Genomic DNA, 16,645 nt, shown 5'->3' on the forward strand with positions numbered 1-16,645 from the left:
CGGCGTGTCCACCGATCGCCGCGGTGCCGCCCCCGGCGGGCGCATGCCGCTGCGCCAGCACCTGCTGGAGCTGCGCCGACGCCTGTTCTTCGCCGCGCTCGGCCTCGTGGTCGGCGCGGTGGCGGGCTGGTTCCTCTACGACCCCGTGCTCGACCTGCTCCAGCAGCCGCTGCGTGACGTCGCGCAGGAGCGGGACTCGATCGTCGCGCTGAACTTCGCGGGCGTCGCGACGTCGTTCGACATGAAGATCAAGGTCTCGCTGTTCCTCGGGGTGTTCGTCTCGAGCCCGTGGTGGCTGTACCAGCTGTGGGCGTTCGTCACCCCGGGGCTCACGCGCAAGGAGCGGCACTACGCCGTCGGCTTCCTCGCCGCGGCCGTCCCGCTGTTCCTCGCCGGCGCCGCGCTCGCGTTCTGGGCGCTGCCGACCGCGGTGCGGGTCCTGACGGAGTTCACGCCCGACGAGGCCACGAACCTCATCGACGCGCAGACGTACCTCAGCTTCGTCATGCGGCTGCTGCTCGCGTTCGGGCTCGCCTTCCTGCTGCCCGTGCTCATGGTCGCGATGAACTTCGCCGGCATCGGCCGCGCCGCGACCTGGCGGCGCGGGTGGCGATGGGCCGTGGTCGTCGCGTTCACGTTCGCCGCCGTCATGACCCCCACGCCCGACGCGCTGACGATGATCGCGGTCGCGCTGCCCATCTGCGGCCTGTACTTCGTCGCGCTCGGCGTGTGCACGCTGCACGACCGGCGCGTCGACCGCCGGCGCGCGGACCAGGGCCTGCCGACGCTCGACGGGACGCTCCCGTCGGAGCCGGAGCCGCGCGCGTGACGGCCCGCATCGGGCTGGTCGTGAACCCGACCGCGGGCAAGGGGCGTGGCACGACCGCAGGACCGGACGCGCACGCGCGCCTGCGCGCGCTCGGCCTGGACGTCGAGGACCTGTCGGGCCCGTCGCTCGCGCAGGCCACCGACCGGGCGCGCGCCGCGGCCGTCGCCGGTCTCGACGCGGTCGTCGTCGTCGGTGGGGACGGCATGGTGCACCTCGGGGCGAACGTCGTCGCGGGCACCGACGTGCCGCTCGGCATCATCGCCGCGGGGACGGGCAACGACGTCGCGCGCACGCTCGGCCTGCCACGCGGGGACGTGGCGGCGTCCGTCGAGGCGATCGGCCGGGCGCTGGCGGGCACGCCGCGGCGCGTCGACGCGGTGCGCGTCGGGCCGCCCGGGACGTCGGCGCGCGAGTGGTACGTCGGGGTGCTGTCGTGCGGCCTCGACGCGGCCGTCAACGCGCGCGCCAACGGGTACACGTGGCCGCGCGGCGAGAGCCGGTACGTGCGCGCGCTCGTCGCGGAGGTCGGGCGCTACCGGCCGTTCGGCTACCGCGTCACGTACGACGGGACCGTCTGGGAGTCCGGCAGCCCGATCGTGGCGGTCGCGAACTGCGGCTGGTTCGGCGGGGGCGTGAACATCGCCCCGCAGGCGCGCGTCGACGACGGCCTGCTCGACATCGTCGTCGCCGCACCCCTCGCGCGGCCCGGTGTCCTGAAGATCCTGCCGCGGGTGTACCGCGGCACGCACACGGCCGACCCGGCGGTGCGGGTGCTGCAGGCGCGCAGCGTCCTGGTCGAGCCGCTGACCGCGCTCGGCGCCGCTCCGCCGCCGGCGTTCGCGGACGGGGAGCGGGCCGGTCCGCTCCCGCTGCAGCTCGACGTGGTGCCCGGTGCGCTGAGGGTGCTCGCCTGAGTGCCTAGGGTGGTGGCGTGCCCTCCCGTTCCCGTCACCGCAGGCATCGCGCCGCTGGTCCCGCCGGTTCTCCCGCCGCGGCGACCTCGCCGTCCACGCCCTCGTCGACCTTCGCGCCACGCGACCCCGACGAGCCGTCGCCGGCCGAGCGCTACGCCGCGGCGCGCCGGCGCGCGCAGGACGAGGCGAGCGAGCTCGCGCAGTTCCGCGAGCTGATCGGCTTCCAGCTGGACGAGTTCCAGCTCGAGTCGTGCCGGGCGCTCGAGCGCGGCAGCGGCGTGCTGGTCGCGGCACCGACCGGAGCGGGCAAGACCGTCGTCGGTGAGTTCGCGGTCCACCTCGCGCTGCGCGCGGGACGCAAGGCGTTCTACACGACGCCCATCAAGGCGCTGTCGAACCAGAAGTACAACGACCTGGTCCGCCGCTACGGCCCGGACCAGGTGGGGCTGCTCACGGGTGACACGACGATCAACTCCGAGGCGCCCGTGGTCGTCATGACCACCGAGGTGCTCCGCAACATGCTGTACGCGGGGTCCGGGACGCTCGTCGGGCTCGGCTTCGTCGTCATGGACGAGGTGCACTACCTCGCGGACCGGTTCCGTGGACCGGTCTGGGAGGAGGTCATCATCCACCTGCCCGACGACGTGCAGCTCGTCTCGCTGTCGGCGACGGTCTCCAACGCCGAGGAGTTCGGCGACTGGCTCGCGATGGTGCGGGGCGACACGACAGTGGTCGTGAGCGAGCACCGGCCCGTGCCGCTCGGGCAGCACGTCCTGGTACGGGACGAGCTGCTCGAGCTGTACGCCGGGCACGTCGACCCGACGGACCCGGGCGTGGACCCGCCCATCAACCCCGACCTGCGGCGCCTGCTGTCCAGCCGGTCGTCCGACGAGCGGCGCGGGCCGGGCGACCGCGGGTACCGCGGCCGCGGCGGTCACCGGCCCGGCGGCGGACGGCCCGTCGGCGTGGGCGTGCGCCCCGTGCCGCGGTTCGCGATGGTCGACCTGCTCGACCGCGAGGGACTGCTGCCCGCGATCGTGTTCATCTTCTCCCGCGCGGGGTGCGAAGCCGCGGTGCAGCAGTGCCTCGCGGCGGGCGTGCGCCTGACGACGCCGGCCGAGCAGTCCGAGATCCGCCAGGTCGTCGAGGAGCGCTGCGCGGCCGTGCCGCCCGAGGACCTCGACGTGCTCGGGTACTGGCAGCTGGCCGACGCCCTCACGCGCGGCGTGGCGGCGCACCACGCGGGGATGCTGCCGCTGTTCAAGGAGACCGTCGAGGAGCTGTTCTCGCGCGGCCTGGTCAAGGTCGTGTTCGCGACCGAGACGCTCGCGCTCGGCATCAACATGCCCGCGCGCTCCGTCGTGCTCGAGAAGCTCGTGAAGTGGGACGGCTCGCGGCACGTCGACATCACGCCGGGGGAGTACACGCAGCTCACCGGCCGCGCGGGGCGGCGCGGCATCGACGTCGAGGGCCACGCGGTCGTCGTCGCGCACCAGGGACTGGACCCGGTGCAGCTCGCGGGCCTCGCGTCGAAGCGGCTGTACCCGCTGCGCTCGAGCTTCCGCCCGACGTACAACATGGCCGTCAACCTCGTGGCGCAGGTCGGCCGCGAGCGTGCGCGTGAGGTGCTCGAGACGTCCTTCGCGCAGTTCCAGGCCGACCGGGGGGTCGTCGGGCTCGCGCGGCAGGCGCAGGCGCACACCGAGGCGCTCGAGGGGTACGCCGAGGCGATGCAGTGCCACCTGGGCGACTTCGCGGAGTACGCCGCGCTGCGCCGGGAGATCTCGCGCGCGGAGAAGGACGCGACGCGACAGGAGGCGGGGGCGCGCCGTGCGCGTGCGGTCGCCTCGCTCGAGGGCCTGCGGCCCGGGGACGTGCTGGAGGTGCCCACCGGGCGCCGCAGCGGCTTCGTCGTGGTGGTCGACCCCGGCCAGAAGGGTGGGTTCGACGGCCCGCGCCCCACCGTGCTGACGACCGACCGTCAGGTCCGCAAGCTCACCGCGGCGGACGTGGGCGCCGGCGTGCGGACCGTGGGCCACGTGCGCGTGCCGCGCGACCTCAACGTGCGGGTGCCTGCCGCCCGACGGGACCTGGCCGCCCGGCTGCGCGCCGCGGTCGAGGACGTCGTCCCCGAGCGCCGCGCGCGCACCCGTGGACCGTCACCGGCGCAGGAGGACGCGCGTGCGGCCGAGCTGCGGCGGAGGCTGCGTGCGCACCCCTGCCACGCGTGCCCGGAGCGGGAGGACCACGCGCGCTGGGCCGAGCGCTGGGCGCGCCTGAAGTCCGAGCACGACGCGCTCGTCGGACGGATCCAGGGCCGCACCGGCTCGATCTCGGCGGTGTTCGACCGCACGTGCGACGTGCTCGTGACGCTCGGCTACCTCGAGCCCTCCGACGACCCCGCGGGCGACCCGGCAGGGGAGCGGGGGGACCGGCGCGGCCTGCGGGTCACGCCCGACGGCCGCTGGCTGCGCCGCCTGTACGCCGAGAACGACCTGCTGCTCGCCGAGTGCCTGCGCCGGGGGGTGTGGGACGAGCTCGACCCGCCGGCCCTCGCGGCGGCCGTCTCGACGCTCGTGTACCGCTCGCGCCGTGACGAGGACACCGAGCCGCACGTGCCCGGCGGTCCCCGCTCACGCCTGGGTGTGGCGCTCGAGGGCACGGTGCGCGCGTGGTCCGAGCTCGAGGACCTGGAGTCGGCGCACCAGCTCGAGACGATCCAGCCGCTCGACCTGGGCCTCGTCGAGGCCGTGCACCGGTGGGCCGCGGGTCGCAGCCTCGACGCGGTGCTGCGCGGCGGGGAGCTGACCGCGGGCGACTTCGTGCGGTGGTGCAAGCAGGTGATCGACGTCCTCGACCAGCTCTCGCAGGCGGCGCCGCACACGCGGCTGCGCGCGACCGCGGACCGCGCGGTGGACGCGCTGCGCCGCGGGGTCGTCGCGTACTCCTCGGTCTGACGTCCCTCCCGTGCCCTATCGTGCGCGTGTGAGCTCCACCCTCTACCGCGGCGGCGTCGTCCACTCGCCCGCCGACCCGTTCGCCGAGGCCGTGCTCGTCGAGGACGGCACGATCGCGTGGCTCGGGGCGGACGACACCGCCGACGGCTTCGCGTCGCGCGCCGACGAGGTGGTCGACCTCGACGGCGCGCTCGTCACGCCGGGCTTCGTCGACGCGCACGTGCACGTGCTCGAGACCGGGCTCGCGCTCGAGTCGGTCGACCTCAGCGGGACGCGTTCGCTGGGCGAGGCGCTCGACGCCGTCCGGCGCGTCGCCGACGCGCGGGGCGGCCGCGACGAGGTGCTGCTGGGCTTCGGCTGGGACGAGACCTCCTGGCCCGAGGGGCGCGCGCCCACGGCTGCGGAGGTCGACGCCGCGGCGGGCGGGCGGGCGGTCTACCTCGGTCGTGCCGACCTGCACAGCGCCGTCGTCTCGAGCGAGCTCGCGCGGCGCCACGGGCTCACGGCCCTGGCGGGCTGGTCCGCCGACGGCCGCGTCGAGGGCGACGCGCACCACGTGGCGCGGGACGCCGCTCGGGAGGTCGACGCGGAGCGCCGCACGCGCCTGTACCGCCGCGCGCTGACGGAGGCCGCCGCGCGCGGCGTGGTGTCGGTGCACGAGCACTCGGCGCCGCACATCGACACGCGCGCGGGGCTGGTCGAGCTCCTCGACCTCACGCGCGACGCCGTGAGCGGGCTGCCGCACCTCGTCGGCTACCGCGGCGAGGCGTGCGTGACCGTCGACGACGCCCGTGAGGTGCTCGAGGCGATCCCGGGCCTGACGGGCCTCGGGGGTGACCTCAACGTCGACGGCTCGATCGGCTCGCGGACCGCGGCGTTGCGCGCGCCCTACGCGGACGCCCCGGGGGACGGCGTGCTGCACCTGACGGCCGAGCGCATCGCGAACCACATCACGGCCGCGTCCCGCGCGGGCGTGCAGGCCGGCTTCCACGTGACCGGCGACCGCGCGATGGACGAGCTGCTGATCGGGCTGCGCGCGGCGGTCGACGTCGACGGGCCGGCCGCGATCGCGCGGACGGGCGTGCGTGTCGAGCACGCGGAGATGGTCGACGCGCCGACGCTCGCGGCGCTCGTGCTGCTCGGCGTCCGGCTGTCGGTGCAGCCCGCGTTCGACGCGTGGTGGGGCGGCCCGGACGGCATGTACGCGGCGCGCCTCGGGGCGGGCCGCGCGGCCGCGCTCAACCCGCTCGCGGATCTCGCGAGCGCGGGCGTGCCGCTCGCGTTCGGCTCGGACTCGCCCGTGACGCCCGTCGACGGGTGGGCGGGCGTGCGCGCGGCCGTCGAGCACCACGCGGTCGAGCAGCGGCTGTCCGCCCGCGCCGCGTTCCGCGCCGCGACCCGTGGCGGGTGGCGGCTCGCGGGTCACGACCAGGTCGGCGAGCTGCGGGTCGGCTCGCCCGCCCACCTGGCGGTCTGGCGCGCCGACCACCTCGCGGTGCAGGCGCCCGACGGTCGGCTGTCGGCGTGGAACCCCGACGCCCAGGCGGGCACGCCGTTGCTGCCGCTCCTCGGTGCGGACGAGCCGCCGCCGCGGTGTCTGCGCACCGTGCGCGACGGGGTCGTCCTGTACGACACGCTGGCCTGACGTCGACGGGCTCGCCTCGGCTCGGCCGGGGTGGGCTCGGGCTCTGGTGCGACCGGGTGAAACCGGGCGTGCGGAGGGTGGAATCTCCCGCGGTCCCGGCGCCCCGTGGGGTCACCCGTTCGGCGCAGTTCCTGGACGCGTGTCCGTGTATACCGCGACACGCGGCGCGACACGCCGGGCAACGGTTCGGGTAAGCAGCAAATCCGGGCATGCTGACCTGCGGCGAGTCCCGTGGCCTGCGGGGACGCCGGGCTTGACACCGTTCTCCAGAGCGGTAGTTTTCCGGGTGACCCGCCGCCCAAGGCGAAGCAGACGACGACGAGGTCCCGCCCAGGACGAGCCGACGACGCCCGTCCGGGGGACGCCTCTCGAGGCGGTTCGCTGGCTCCGACCGGGCCCGCGTGTTCAGTAGACAACGGTCAACGCGCCGCGGCGCCCGACCGGTACGAAGGACACGCGGGCCGGTCGGTCGGCCGGCACCCGGGCCGGCGCGACGATCGCGAGCGGACGGCCGTCGCGGTGCCCGCGCGGCACGGGTCCGACGTCCGTCGGGACCCTGGGTTTTCTCGCCTAGGCTGGCGCGGTGTCCGCCGCCGTCGCCCGCCCGTCCCGCTGGTGGACCCTGCTGCTCGCGGTCGCCGGTGGGCTGCTGACGCGGTTGTCGTTCCCCGACCCGGGTGTCTGGCCGGCGGCGTTCGGCGGCATCGCTCTGCTGTACCTCGCGCTGCGCCGCGACGGCGCGTGGTGGAACGCGCTCGTCGGCCTCGTGTGGGGGATGGCGTTCTTCCCCGCGCTCATCACCTGGGCCGACGACGCGGTCGGTCCCGTGCCCTGGCTCGCGCTGTCGCTCGCGTGCGCGGCCTACGTGGCGCTGTTCGGCGCGGCCTGGACGTGGGCCCGGCGCGGCGAGGCCGTGTGGCGCAGCGTGTGGTGGCAGCTGCCCGTGTTCGTCGTCGTGTGGGTCGCCCTCGAGGAGGCCCTCGCGGCGTGGCCGTTCGGCGGGTTCCCGTGGGGGCGGATGGCGTTCTCGCAGTCGGACTCGCCGCTCGTGGCGTTCGCCTCCCTTGGCGGCGTACCGGCGCTCAGCGCGGTCACGGTGGGCGCCGGCGTGCTGCTGGGCACCAGCCTGGGTGCCGTGCGCCACGCGCGCCTGGTGCGGGCGGGCAGCGCGGGGCTGGCCGCGGTCCTGCTCGTCGTCGTGGGCGTCGCCATCCCGCTGCCCACGGCCGCGCAGAGCGGCGTCCTTCGGGTCGGCGCGGTGCAGGGGAACGTCCCCGGTCAGGGGCTCGACGCGTTCGGGCGGCGCGCGGTCGTGCTGGACAACCACGTCCAGGGCACGCGTGCGCTGCTCGAGAGGGTCGGTCCGGGCGAGCTCGACCTGGTGCTGTGGCCCGAGAACGGCACGGACATCGACCCGCAGGTCGACGACGAGGCGGCCGCCGCGATCGACGGCGCCGCCGAGGCCGTGGGCGCGCCGATGCTCGTCGGGACGGTGCAGTACCCCGAGTCAGGAGGCCGGTACAACACCTCGGTCTTGTGGGAGCCCGGACAAGGCGTGGTCGCGTCGTACTCCAAGCAGCACCCCGCGCCGTTCGCCGAGTACATCCCGATGCGACCGGTCGCACGCTTCTTCTCCGACGCCGTCGACCTCGTGACGCGCGACATGCTCCCCGGGACGCGTCCCGGGTTCGTCCCGCTCGAGTCCGCGCGCCTCGAGCGCACGGTCGGCATCGGGGACGTCATCTGCTTCGAGGTCGCGTACGACAGCCTCGTGCGGTCCGCCGTCCGCGCGGGCGGCGAGGTGCTCGTCGTGCAGACCAACAACGCGACGTTCGGCTGGTCCGACGAGTCGACGCAGCAGCTCGCGATGTCGCGCATCCGCGCCGTCGAGCACGGACGGGCCACCGTCCAGGTCTCCACGGTGGGCGTCAGTGCGGTCATCGAGCCCAACGGGGCCGTCACGCAACGCACCGAGCTGTTCACGGCGGACCAGATGATCGCTAGCCTTCCGCTGCGCACGTCGCAGACGTGGGCGACGCGCCTGGGGGGCTGGCCGGCGTGGGTCATCGACGCCCTCGCGCTGGCTGCCGTGGTCTCAGGCGCCGTAGGAGCCGCGCGTCTGCGCGGCACGAACCGGGGGGAGCCCGCGTGAGTTCTCGAGTGCTCGTCGTCGTCCCGACGTACAACGAGAAGGAGTCGATCCCCGGCGCGCTCGCCCGCCTGCTGGAGCACGTCCCGACGGCGGACGTCCTGGTGGTCGACGACGCGTCGCCCGACGGCACCGGCCCGCTCGTCGAGCAGATCGCCGCCGACGAGCGCGCGGCGGGCGTGGCCCGCGGCGTCAGCGTGCTGCACCGCGCCGGCAAGCAGGGCCTGGGCGCCGCGTACGTCGCGGGCTTCGCGTGGGCGCTCGAGCGCGACTACGACGTCGTGGTCGAGATGGACGCCGACGGCTCGCACCGCGCGCAGGACCTGCCGGCGCTGCTCGCCGCGGTGCCCGACGCGGACCTGGTGCTCGGATCGCGCTGGGTCCCCGGCGGCGAGGTCGTCAACTGGCCCAAGAACCGCGAGGTCCTGTCCCGCGGTGCGAACACCTACACGCGCATCCTGCTCGGCATCCCGGTGCACGACGCCACGGGCGGCTTCCGCGCCTACCGCGCGAGCCTGCTGCGTGAGCTCCGGCTCTCGGACGTCGCGTCGCGCGGCTACTGCTTCCAGATCGACATGACGCTGCGGTCGTTGCGTGCCGGCGCGCGCGTGGTCGAGGTGCCCATCACGTTCGTCGAGCGTGAGCTCGGGGCGTCGAAGATGAGCCGCGACATCGTCGTCGAGGCCCTGCTCAAGGTCACCGGGTGGGGAATCGCAGAACGCTCCCGCCAGGTGGCGGGAGCGTTCCGGAAGCTGACGGGCCGACGCGTGGAGCAGCCGACCGGGTCCTAAGGCGACCGAGGGGGAGTCGGGCGCCTCAGGGGGTCAGGCGCTGCGGCGGAGCTTGCCGGCGCGCAGCAGGTCGAGGCGCTCGTCCAGGAGCTCCTCGAGCTCACCGATCGTGCGGCGCTCGAGCAGCATGTCCCAGTGGGTACGCGGGGGCTTGGTGGCCTTGGCCTCGGGCTTGGACGCGTCCCGCAGGAGCGCCTCGGCGCCGCAGCGGCACTCCCAGACGACCGGGACGTCCGCCTCGACCGAGAACGGGAGGATGATCGTGTGGCCGTTCGGGCAGTCGTAGTGCGCCTGGAGACGAGGGGCGAAGTCGACGCCCTCCTCGGTCTCCATGCTCTGCGACCCGATGCGCATGCCGCGCAGGGACCTGTTCGCCATGGGTGTGACCTCCGTGCCGGATCGCGGCCGTCGAGTGTGGGTTTCCACCGACGTCAACGGTGGTGAGCTCTTCAGTGTTCCAGCGTGACGTGAAGGCTTCGTGAACGCACGCGGAGAGCGGCGCGCAGGTTTACCGTGCGGGGGTGACGTTCCCCACGCCTGCACCCACCCCGACGCCGCCCGCACGGGACGAACCGCTCCCGACCATGACGTTCCGCCGGCTGGGCGACTCCGGACTGGTCGTGTCGACCGCCGGGCTCGGCTGCAACACGTTCGGCGCCACGCTCCCTGACGAGGGGGTCGGCCCGCTCGTCGACGCCGCGATCGACGCGGGCGTGACGTTCTTCGACACCGCGGACGTGTACGGTGACCGGCCGGGTCGCAGCGAGGAGCTGTTGGGAGAGGCGCTGCGCGGTCGCCGCGACGACGTCGTGGTCGCGACGAAGTTCGGACTCGACGTCGGTGGCCTGAACGGCCCGGACTGGGGCGCCCGCGGCTCGCGGCGGTACGTCCGCCGTGCGGTCGAGGGGTCGCTGCGCCGCCTCCGGACGGACTGGATCGACCTGTACCAGCTGCACCGGCCCGACCCGGCCACGCCGGTCGAGGAGACGCTCGCGGCACTGCACGAGCTCGTCGTCGAGGGCAAGGTGCGCTACGTCGGGTCGTCCAACTTCGCCGCATGGCAGGTGGTCGAGGCCGACTGGACGGCGCGCACGGCAGGGCTGACACCGTTCGTCTCGGCGCAGAACCGGTACAGCCTGCTCGACCGCTCGGTCGAGGCCGAGCTGGTCCCGGCCGCCGAGGCATCGGGCGTCGGCGTCCTTCCGTACACGCCGCTCGCGTCCGGTCTGCTCACGGGCAAGTACCGCCGCGGCGAGGCCGCTCCGGCGGGCTCCCGGCTCACCCGCATGCCGGAGCGGCTGCGCGCCGCGGACTTCGACCGCATCGAGGCCCTCGACGCGCTGGCGGCCGAGTGGGGCGTGGACCTGCCGACCGTCGCGCTGGGTGGGCTCGCCGCGCAGCCGGCCGTCGCCTCGGTGATCGCGGGGGCCCGGACGCCCGAGCAGCTGCGGGCCAACGTCGCCTCGATCCTCTGGGAGCCGGACCTGGCGCAGCTCGCCGCGATCGACGACGCGGCACCCGGCCCGGCCTGACGCCGCGCCGCGTTCAGAGCTCGTCCCAGAGGGCGGCCTCGGGGTCGTCGTCCGGGCCGGTCGCCGGCCAGGGCACCAGCACCGTCGGTCCGTGCGGTCCGACCGTCACGACGGCGGCGAGCGGCACGCCCGCGCGCTGCGCGGACCGCTCGAGCTCGGTCGACCACGTGAGCTGGTCGCACACGTCCTCGTCGGTGTCACCGACGAGCGCCGCGACCACGGAGCCGCCCGCCGCGTGGTGCTCCAGGAGCGACGCGAGGTCGTCGCACAGCAGGTCCGCGAAGCCGGGATCGGGCGCGAGCGGCCGGTCGCTGATGGCGAGCACGAACGGCAGGAGCCGGTCGTCGGCGTCGAGCAGCACGCACCACAGCGCGGCGGGCCCGCGTGCCTCGGGTCCGACGAGCAGGCGCAGGACGCGCGCGGCGTCGGTGGGGGTGCGGATCGGCGAGCCGGACAGCTCGGCGAGGTCGGCGAGGTCGTCGTCGGGACCGTGGGCGTCCCAGTGGCGTGGGGTCATGCGCGCCACGGTGCCCGCCCGCGAGCGCCCGTGGGCGGCCCCGTACGGCGTCTGTGGAGCGGCCGGACGTGGCGCGGGGCTGGGGTCGGGTGGCGACCGGACCGCTAGTCGAGCGGCAGGTCGCCCGCGAAGACCCGGTCGGGGTCGTAGGCGGCGAGCACGCCGCGCAGCCGCGCCATCGTCGCGGGTGGGTACGTCAGCGCCCACCGGCCCGGCGAGGTGTCGAAGCTGCGGTACACGCCCGTCACGGCGCCGCCCAGGCCCGACCAGAGCGCGTCCAGCCTCGGCGCCGAGACCTCGTCGGAGACGGCGGACAGCGAGAAGTTCTGCGTCCGGTGCGCGTACGCGGTCGCGTCGGCCGGCACGTCGTTGACGGCGCCACCGACCGCGCGGAGCTGGGCCATCGGGGCGACGCCGGCGCGCAGGACCTCGGCCAGCGTCGCCGCCACGTCGGGCGTGACGTGCTCGACGAGCCCACCGCGGACGTACGGGCGTCCCTGGCCGTGGTGGCGGGCGTGGTGCGCGGGCACCACGGCGGCGTACGGCAGCTGCTGCGCCTGCTGCTGGAGGACCGGTCCCGCTGCGAGCAGAGGCTCGATCGCCCGCACGGCGGCCTGGGTGTCGTCGCCCGCCCACACGGTCATCGCGTACCCGATCGGCTGCGAGCGGCCGCCGGGGGTGAGCGTGAGGAAGCTCGTGAGCTCGCGTGGCGCGGCCTCGACGAGCGCGGCCCAGTCGGTCACGAGCCGTTCCGGGTCGTGCGCGTCGTACGTGACGACCGCGAGGACGACCTCGTCGAGCGGGACGGCCTCGACGTCGACCGAGGTCACGACGCCCACGTTCGACCCGGCACCGCGCACCGCCCAGAACAGGTCGGGGTCGTGCTCGTCGTCGGTGCGCACCACCGTCCCGTCGGCGAGCACGACCTCCGCGGCGCGGACGCGGTCGAGCGTGAGACCGGTCGAGCGGCCCAGGAGCCCGTGCCCGCCCGCCGTGACGAGCCCACCCACGCCCACGTCACCCATGTCGCCGGACGACACCGCGAGCCCGTGCGGTGCGAGCGCCGCGGCGACGTCGCCCCAGCGGGCGCCCGCCCCCAGCCGCACGAGTCGGCGCTCGGCGTCGAGCACGCGCACGTCCGCCAGTCGCCCGACGTCGAGGACGACTCCTCCGTCGTTGGTGGCCTTGCCTCCGATGCCGTGCCCGCCGGACCGCACGGCGAGCGGCACGTCCTGGCCGCGAGCGAACCGCAGCGCCGCGGCGACCTGGTCGGTCGAGGCGGGCTGGAGCACGAGCCCGGGGGAGCCGGGCCAGATGTACGTCGAGCGGACGGAGCCGTACGCGCGGTCGCCGGGCTCCACGGTGCGCACGCCCGCCGGGACGTGGTCGTACGCGATGCCCGGGAGCCGCGCCGCGAGCGCGGCGACCGAGCGGACGGGACCGCCCGGCGTCCCCGCGGCCTCCCGCTCGGCGGCGACGGCCTCGCGCAGCGCGGGTGCGACCTCCTGGCCGAAGACCTCGAGCGTGTGCGCGTCGTCGCCACCGAGCACGAACGTCGAGAACCCGTGCTCGAGCACCAGCGGGAGCAGCTCGTCGACCCACTGGTCGACGGGACCCTGCAGGAAGCCGGACGACGACGGCGCGAACCCGCCGCTGCCCAGGTTGAGCAGGCGTCGCACCTCGCGCGGGTCGCGCCCGGCCGCGAGCGCGGCCTCGTCGATGCGCGCGTTCGCGGCGGGCACGTCGGTGAGCGTCAGGTAGCCGAGGCTCGGCAGCCAGCCGTCGGCCTGTCGCCCGACGAGCGCGAGCATGCGTGGCTTGTACGCGCCGACCCAGATCGGCACGTCGTGCGCGGGTGCCGGGCCGCGCTTGGCGCCCGTCACGGCGTGGAACGTCCCGCCCGCTCGCAGCACGCCGGCGGCGTCGGTGTCCCACAGACCGCGGATGACGTCGATCGCCTCGTCGAGCGCCTGGACAGCGTCCCCGGGGGACAGGCGCGGCGCGCCCATCGCCTCGATGGCGTCCCAGAACGCGCCGGCGCCCAGGCCGAGCACGGCGCGGCCGCCGGACAGGAGGTCCAGGCTCGCCACCGCCTTGGCGAGCACGGCGGGCGGGCGCAGCGGGAGGTTGAGCACGTTGCCGGCGACCTGGACGCGTTCGGTCGCGGCCGCGACCCACGTCAGCAGGGTCCACGTGTCGAGGAACGCGGGCTGGTACGGGTGGTCCTGGAACGTCACGAGGTCGAGCCCCGCGGCCTCCGAGGTCCGCGCGAGCGCGACGACGCGCTGCGGGTCGGCGGCGGCGGGCGTGAGGAAGCTGCCGAAGGCGAGCTCGTGACCGTAGTCCGGCATCTGTCAGACCTTCCGTGGGGGACGTGCACCTGACGCAACCGTGGGTCGTGCGCGGCTGTTCCACGCGGGGCCCGGCGGCGAATCGTTTCGGGAGGGAACGCGCTTCCCGACGGGTCTTGCGGTCGCCTGTGCACGCTCCCGTACGTTGCGGAGCATGCGACGGACGACGACGTACCGGGCACGATCCGCGATGGCACCGGCCGCCCTCGGCGCTGCGGGCGCGCTGGTGGTGGCGGGGCTCGCCGCGAGCCCCGCGACCGCCGCAGCGGGCTGCTCGGCCTCGTACGCCGTGACGAGCCAGTGGTCCGGCGGGTTCGGCGCGGACGTCGTCGTCCGGAACCTGGGGGACCCGCTGTCCGGCTGGACCGTCTCCTGGTCCTTCCCGGACGGACAGACCGTGAGCCAGGCCTGGAACGCGACCGTCACGCAGTCCGGCAGCACAGCCACGGCGCGCAACGTCGACTGGAACGCGGGCCTCGCGACGGGCGGCTCGGCGTCGTTCGGGTTCATCGGCACGTGGCAGTCGGCCAACGGCGTCCCGACGAGCGTGTCCCTCAACGGGACGCCCTGCACGGGCGCGGTGTCGCCGACGAGCACACCGACCTCGACCCCGTCGAGCAGCCCCAGCAGCACGCCCTCGCCCACGCCCACGGCGTCACCCACGCCCGACCCGACCCCGACGAGCACGACCCCGCCCGCGGGCGCGTGGCAGGCCGAACGCCTGGACCGCGGCCTCATCAGCGTGCGGTCCGGCAGCGGCAACCTCGTGCAGTGGCGGCTGCTCGGTACGGACCCGCGCGACGTCGCGTTCCACGTCTACCGTGACGGCGCGCGCCTGACCGCTTCGCCCCTGACCACCACCACGAGCTACCTCGACGCGGGCGCCTCGTCGTCGGCGCGCTACACGGTGCGCGCGGTCGTGAACGGGATCGAGCAGGCGGCCTCCGCGGCGAGCCTCACGTTCGCGAACGGGTACCTGGACGTGCCGATCTCCAAGCCCGGCGGTGACTACACCGCGAACGACGCGAGCGTCGGCGACCTCGACGGGGACGGGGACCTCGACCTCGTCCTCAAGTGGGACCCGACGAACGCGAAGGACAACTCGCAGTCCGGCGTGACCGGCAACGTGTACCTCGACGGGTACCGGCTCGACGGCACGCGGCTGTGGCGCATCGACCTGGGCCGCAACATCCGCGCCGGCGCGCACTACACGCAGTTCCAGGTGTACGACTTCGACGGCGACGGGGGAGCGGAGGTCGCAGTCAAGACCGCGGACGGCACGCGGTCCGGCACCGGCCAGGTCATCGGCGACGCGAACGCCGACCACCGCAACTCGTCGGGCTACGTGCTGAGCGGTCCCGAGTACTTCACGGTGTTCGAGGGCGCCGACGGCCGGATCGGGGCGACCACGTCGTACGTCCCCGCGCGCGGCACGGTCTCGAGCTGGGGCGACTCGTACGGCAACCGCGTCGACCGGTTCCTCGCCGGCACCGCGTACCTCGACGGTGTGCGCCCGTCGATCATCATGGCGCGCGGCTACTACACGCGGGCCGTCGTCGTCGCGTGGGACTACCGCGGCGGCACCCTCACTCGCCGGTGGACGTTCGACTCGAACAGCTCGAGCAGCGGCAACGCGTCCGTCGCGGGACAGGGCAACCACTCGCTCGCGATCGCGGACGTCGACGCCGACGGGCGTCAGGAGATCCTCTACGGCGCCGCCGCGATCGACGACGACGGGCGCTTCCTGTGGAGCAACGGCACGGGCCACGGCGACGCCGGCCATGTGGGCGACCTCATCCCGAGCCGACCCGGCCTCGAGTACTACAAGGTCACCGAGGACACCTCGCAGCCGAACTCGTGGATGGCCGACGCGCGCACGGGGCAGATCCTGTGGCGTACCGGCTCGGGCAGCGACAACGGCCGCGGCGTCTCCGACGACGTGTGGGCCGGGTCCCCGGGCGCCGAGTCCTGGTCGTCGTCGGACTCGCAGCTGCGCAGCACGTCCGGCCAGGAGATCGGCCGCAAGCCCTCGTCGGCGAACTTCCTCGCCTGGTGGGACGGCGACCCGGTGCGCGAGCTGCTCGACCAGACGCGGATCGACAAGTACGGCACGGGCGGCGACACGCGCCTGCTCACGGCCTCCGGGGTGCACTCGAACAACGGCACGAAGGCCACGCCGTCGCTGTCCGGCGACCTGCTGGGGGACTGGCGCGAGGAGGTCGTCTGGCCGACGAGCGACGACTCCGCGCTGCGCATCTACGCGACCCCGATCACGACGAGCCTGCGGCTGCCGACCCTGCTGCACGACCAGACGTACCGTGTCGCGATCGCGTGGCAGAACACGGCGTACAACCAGCCGCCGCACACCGGCTTCTTCCTCGGCGACGGGTTCAGCGCCCCCGCCTGGCCGGTGATCTACACGCCCTGACGAGCGCCGACGCGGGTCGCGGCGACCGCCGCGCAGAAGGCAGCGACCGCCGGGTCGGTGCCCTCGACCGTGCTCGGGGCGTCACCGGGCGCCAGGAACACCGCGACGAGGCGCGCGCCCGGGTCGGTGTCGAGCCGCGGCAGGTAGGTGTCCCGCCAGGTCCACAGGTTCGGGTGCCGGTACACGTCGCACGCCTCGGCGGGGGAGAGCATCGCGACCGCCCGCTCGAGCTGGGTCCGCGAGAGCGGGAAGGCGGCCGTCCCGTGGGCGTACCCGACGACGTGCGCGACGACCACCCCGGGCAACGGGTGCTCGCCGGAGTTCACGAGCGGGAAGTGCTCGGGCTGTGGACCGGAGGCGCCGGACGGGACGAGCCCCACGCCGTGCGCGGCGGGGCGCACCCACCCGTCGATCGCCAGCTCGAAGGCCTCGCGTGCTGCCGTGATCTCGTCCGCCGTCACCCATCGCGCCATGACCGGCACCCTGTCACGGCCCGCGCCGGGCACCCAGGCATTTCGCGCGGGCCGAGCGC

The 16,645-nt window shown here is 74.9% G+C and carries 12 protein-coding genes; 8 read left to right on the forward strand and 4 right to left on the reverse strand.

What is annotated here, in order from left to right; genetic code table 11:
* The first annotated feature begins 43 nt into the window (after window positions 1–43).
* The 6 genes from tatC (at window position 44) to F1D97_RS11520 (ending at window position 9,285) form a co-directional block, all read left to right on the forward strand.
* Entirely contained in the window at window positions 44–829 is a 786-nt protein-coding gene (gene tatC / locus F1D97_RS11495; RefSeq protein ID WP_236123582.1) for a twin-arginine translocase subunit TatC, read from the forward strand.
* Entirely contained in the window at window positions 826–1,743 is a 918-nt protein-coding gene (locus F1D97_RS11500) for a diacylglycerol/lipid kinase family protein (protein WP_236120643.1), read from the forward strand. Before tatC ends, F1D97_RS11500 begins: the two co-directional genes overlap by 4 nt.
* A 17-nt stretch (window positions 1,744–1,760) precedes the next feature.
* Entirely contained in the window at window positions 1,761–4,700 is a 2,940-nt protein-coding gene (locus F1D97_RS11505) for a DEAD/DEAH box helicase (protein ID WP_236120644.1), read from the forward strand.
* Between the two features lie 28 nt (window positions 4,701–4,728).
* Window positions 4,729–6,345, forward strand: a complete 1,617-nt coding sequence (locus F1D97_RS11510) for an amidohydrolase (protein WP_236120645.1) — start codon at window positions 4,729–4,731, stop codon at window positions 6,343–6,345.
* Between the two features lie 583 nt (window positions 6,346–6,928).
* Window positions 6,929–8,497, forward strand: coding sequence for an apolipoprotein N-acyltransferase (gene lnt, locus F1D97_RS11515; RefSeq protein ID WP_236120646.1), 1,569 nt, complete (start codon window positions 6,929–6,931; stop codon window positions 8,495–8,497).
* Window positions 8,494–9,285, forward strand: coding sequence for a polyprenol monophosphomannose synthase (locus tag F1D97_RS11520; protein ID WP_236120647.1), 792 nt, complete (start codon window positions 8,494–8,496; stop codon window positions 9,283–9,285). The genes lnt and F1D97_RS11520 overlap by 4 nt, the downstream gene beginning before the upstream one ends.
* A gap of 33 nt (window positions 9,286–9,318) precedes the next feature.
* Here the strand turns inward: F1D97_RS11520 and F1D97_RS11525 are convergent, their stop codons facing one another.
* Window positions 9,319–9,663, reverse strand: a complete 345-nt coding sequence (locus F1D97_RS11525; protein ID WP_048341874.1) for an RNA polymerase-binding protein RbpA — start codon at window positions 9,661–9,663, stop codon at window positions 9,319–9,321.
* 206 nt (window positions 9,664–9,869) lie between these two features.
* Between F1D97_RS11525 and F1D97_RS11530 the strand changes: the two genes are divergently transcribed.
* Window positions 9,870–10,817, forward strand: coding sequence for an aldo/keto reductase (locus F1D97_RS11530; protein ID WP_236123583.1), 948 nt, complete (start codon window positions 9,870–9,872; stop codon window positions 10,815–10,817).
* Between the two features lie 13 nt (window positions 10,818–10,830).
* Here the strand turns inward: F1D97_RS11530 and F1D97_RS11535 are convergent, their stop codons facing one another.
* On the reverse strand, window positions 10,831–11,334 hold the full coding sequence (locus F1D97_RS11535) for a hypothetical protein (RefSeq protein ID WP_236120648.1): 504 nt from the start codon (window positions 11,332–11,334) through the stop codon (window positions 10,831–10,833).
* Between the two features lie 104 nt (window positions 11,335–11,438).
* Entirely contained in the window at window positions 11,439–13,685 is a 2,247-nt protein-coding gene (locus tag F1D97_RS11540) for an LLM class flavin-dependent oxidoreductase (RefSeq protein WP_236120649.1), read from the reverse strand.
* Between the two features lie 154 nt (window positions 13,686–13,839).
* Here F1D97_RS11540 and F1D97_RS11545 point away from each other — a divergent pair, with 154 nt between their 5' ends.
* On the forward strand, window positions 13,840–16,113 hold the full coding sequence (locus tag F1D97_RS11545; protein ID WP_236120650.1) for a rhamnogalacturonan lyase family protein: 2,274 nt from the start codon (window positions 13,840–13,842) through the stop codon (window positions 16,111–16,113).
* Here the strand turns inward: F1D97_RS11545 and F1D97_RS11550 are convergent.
* Complete coding sequence (locus F1D97_RS11550) at window positions 16,101–16,586, reverse strand: hypothetical protein (RefSeq protein WP_236120651.1); 486 nt, start codon at window positions 16,584–16,586, stop codon at window positions 16,101–16,103. The genes F1D97_RS11545 and F1D97_RS11550 overlap by 13 nt on opposite strands.
* Between the last annotated feature and the right edge of the window lie 59 nt (window positions 16,587–16,645).

Origin of the sequence: Cellulomonas palmilytica (assembly GCF_021590045.1) — a bacterium.
Lineage (GTDB): Bacteria > Actinomycetota > Actinomycetes > Actinomycetales > Cellulomonadaceae > Cellulomonas > Cellulomonas palmilytica.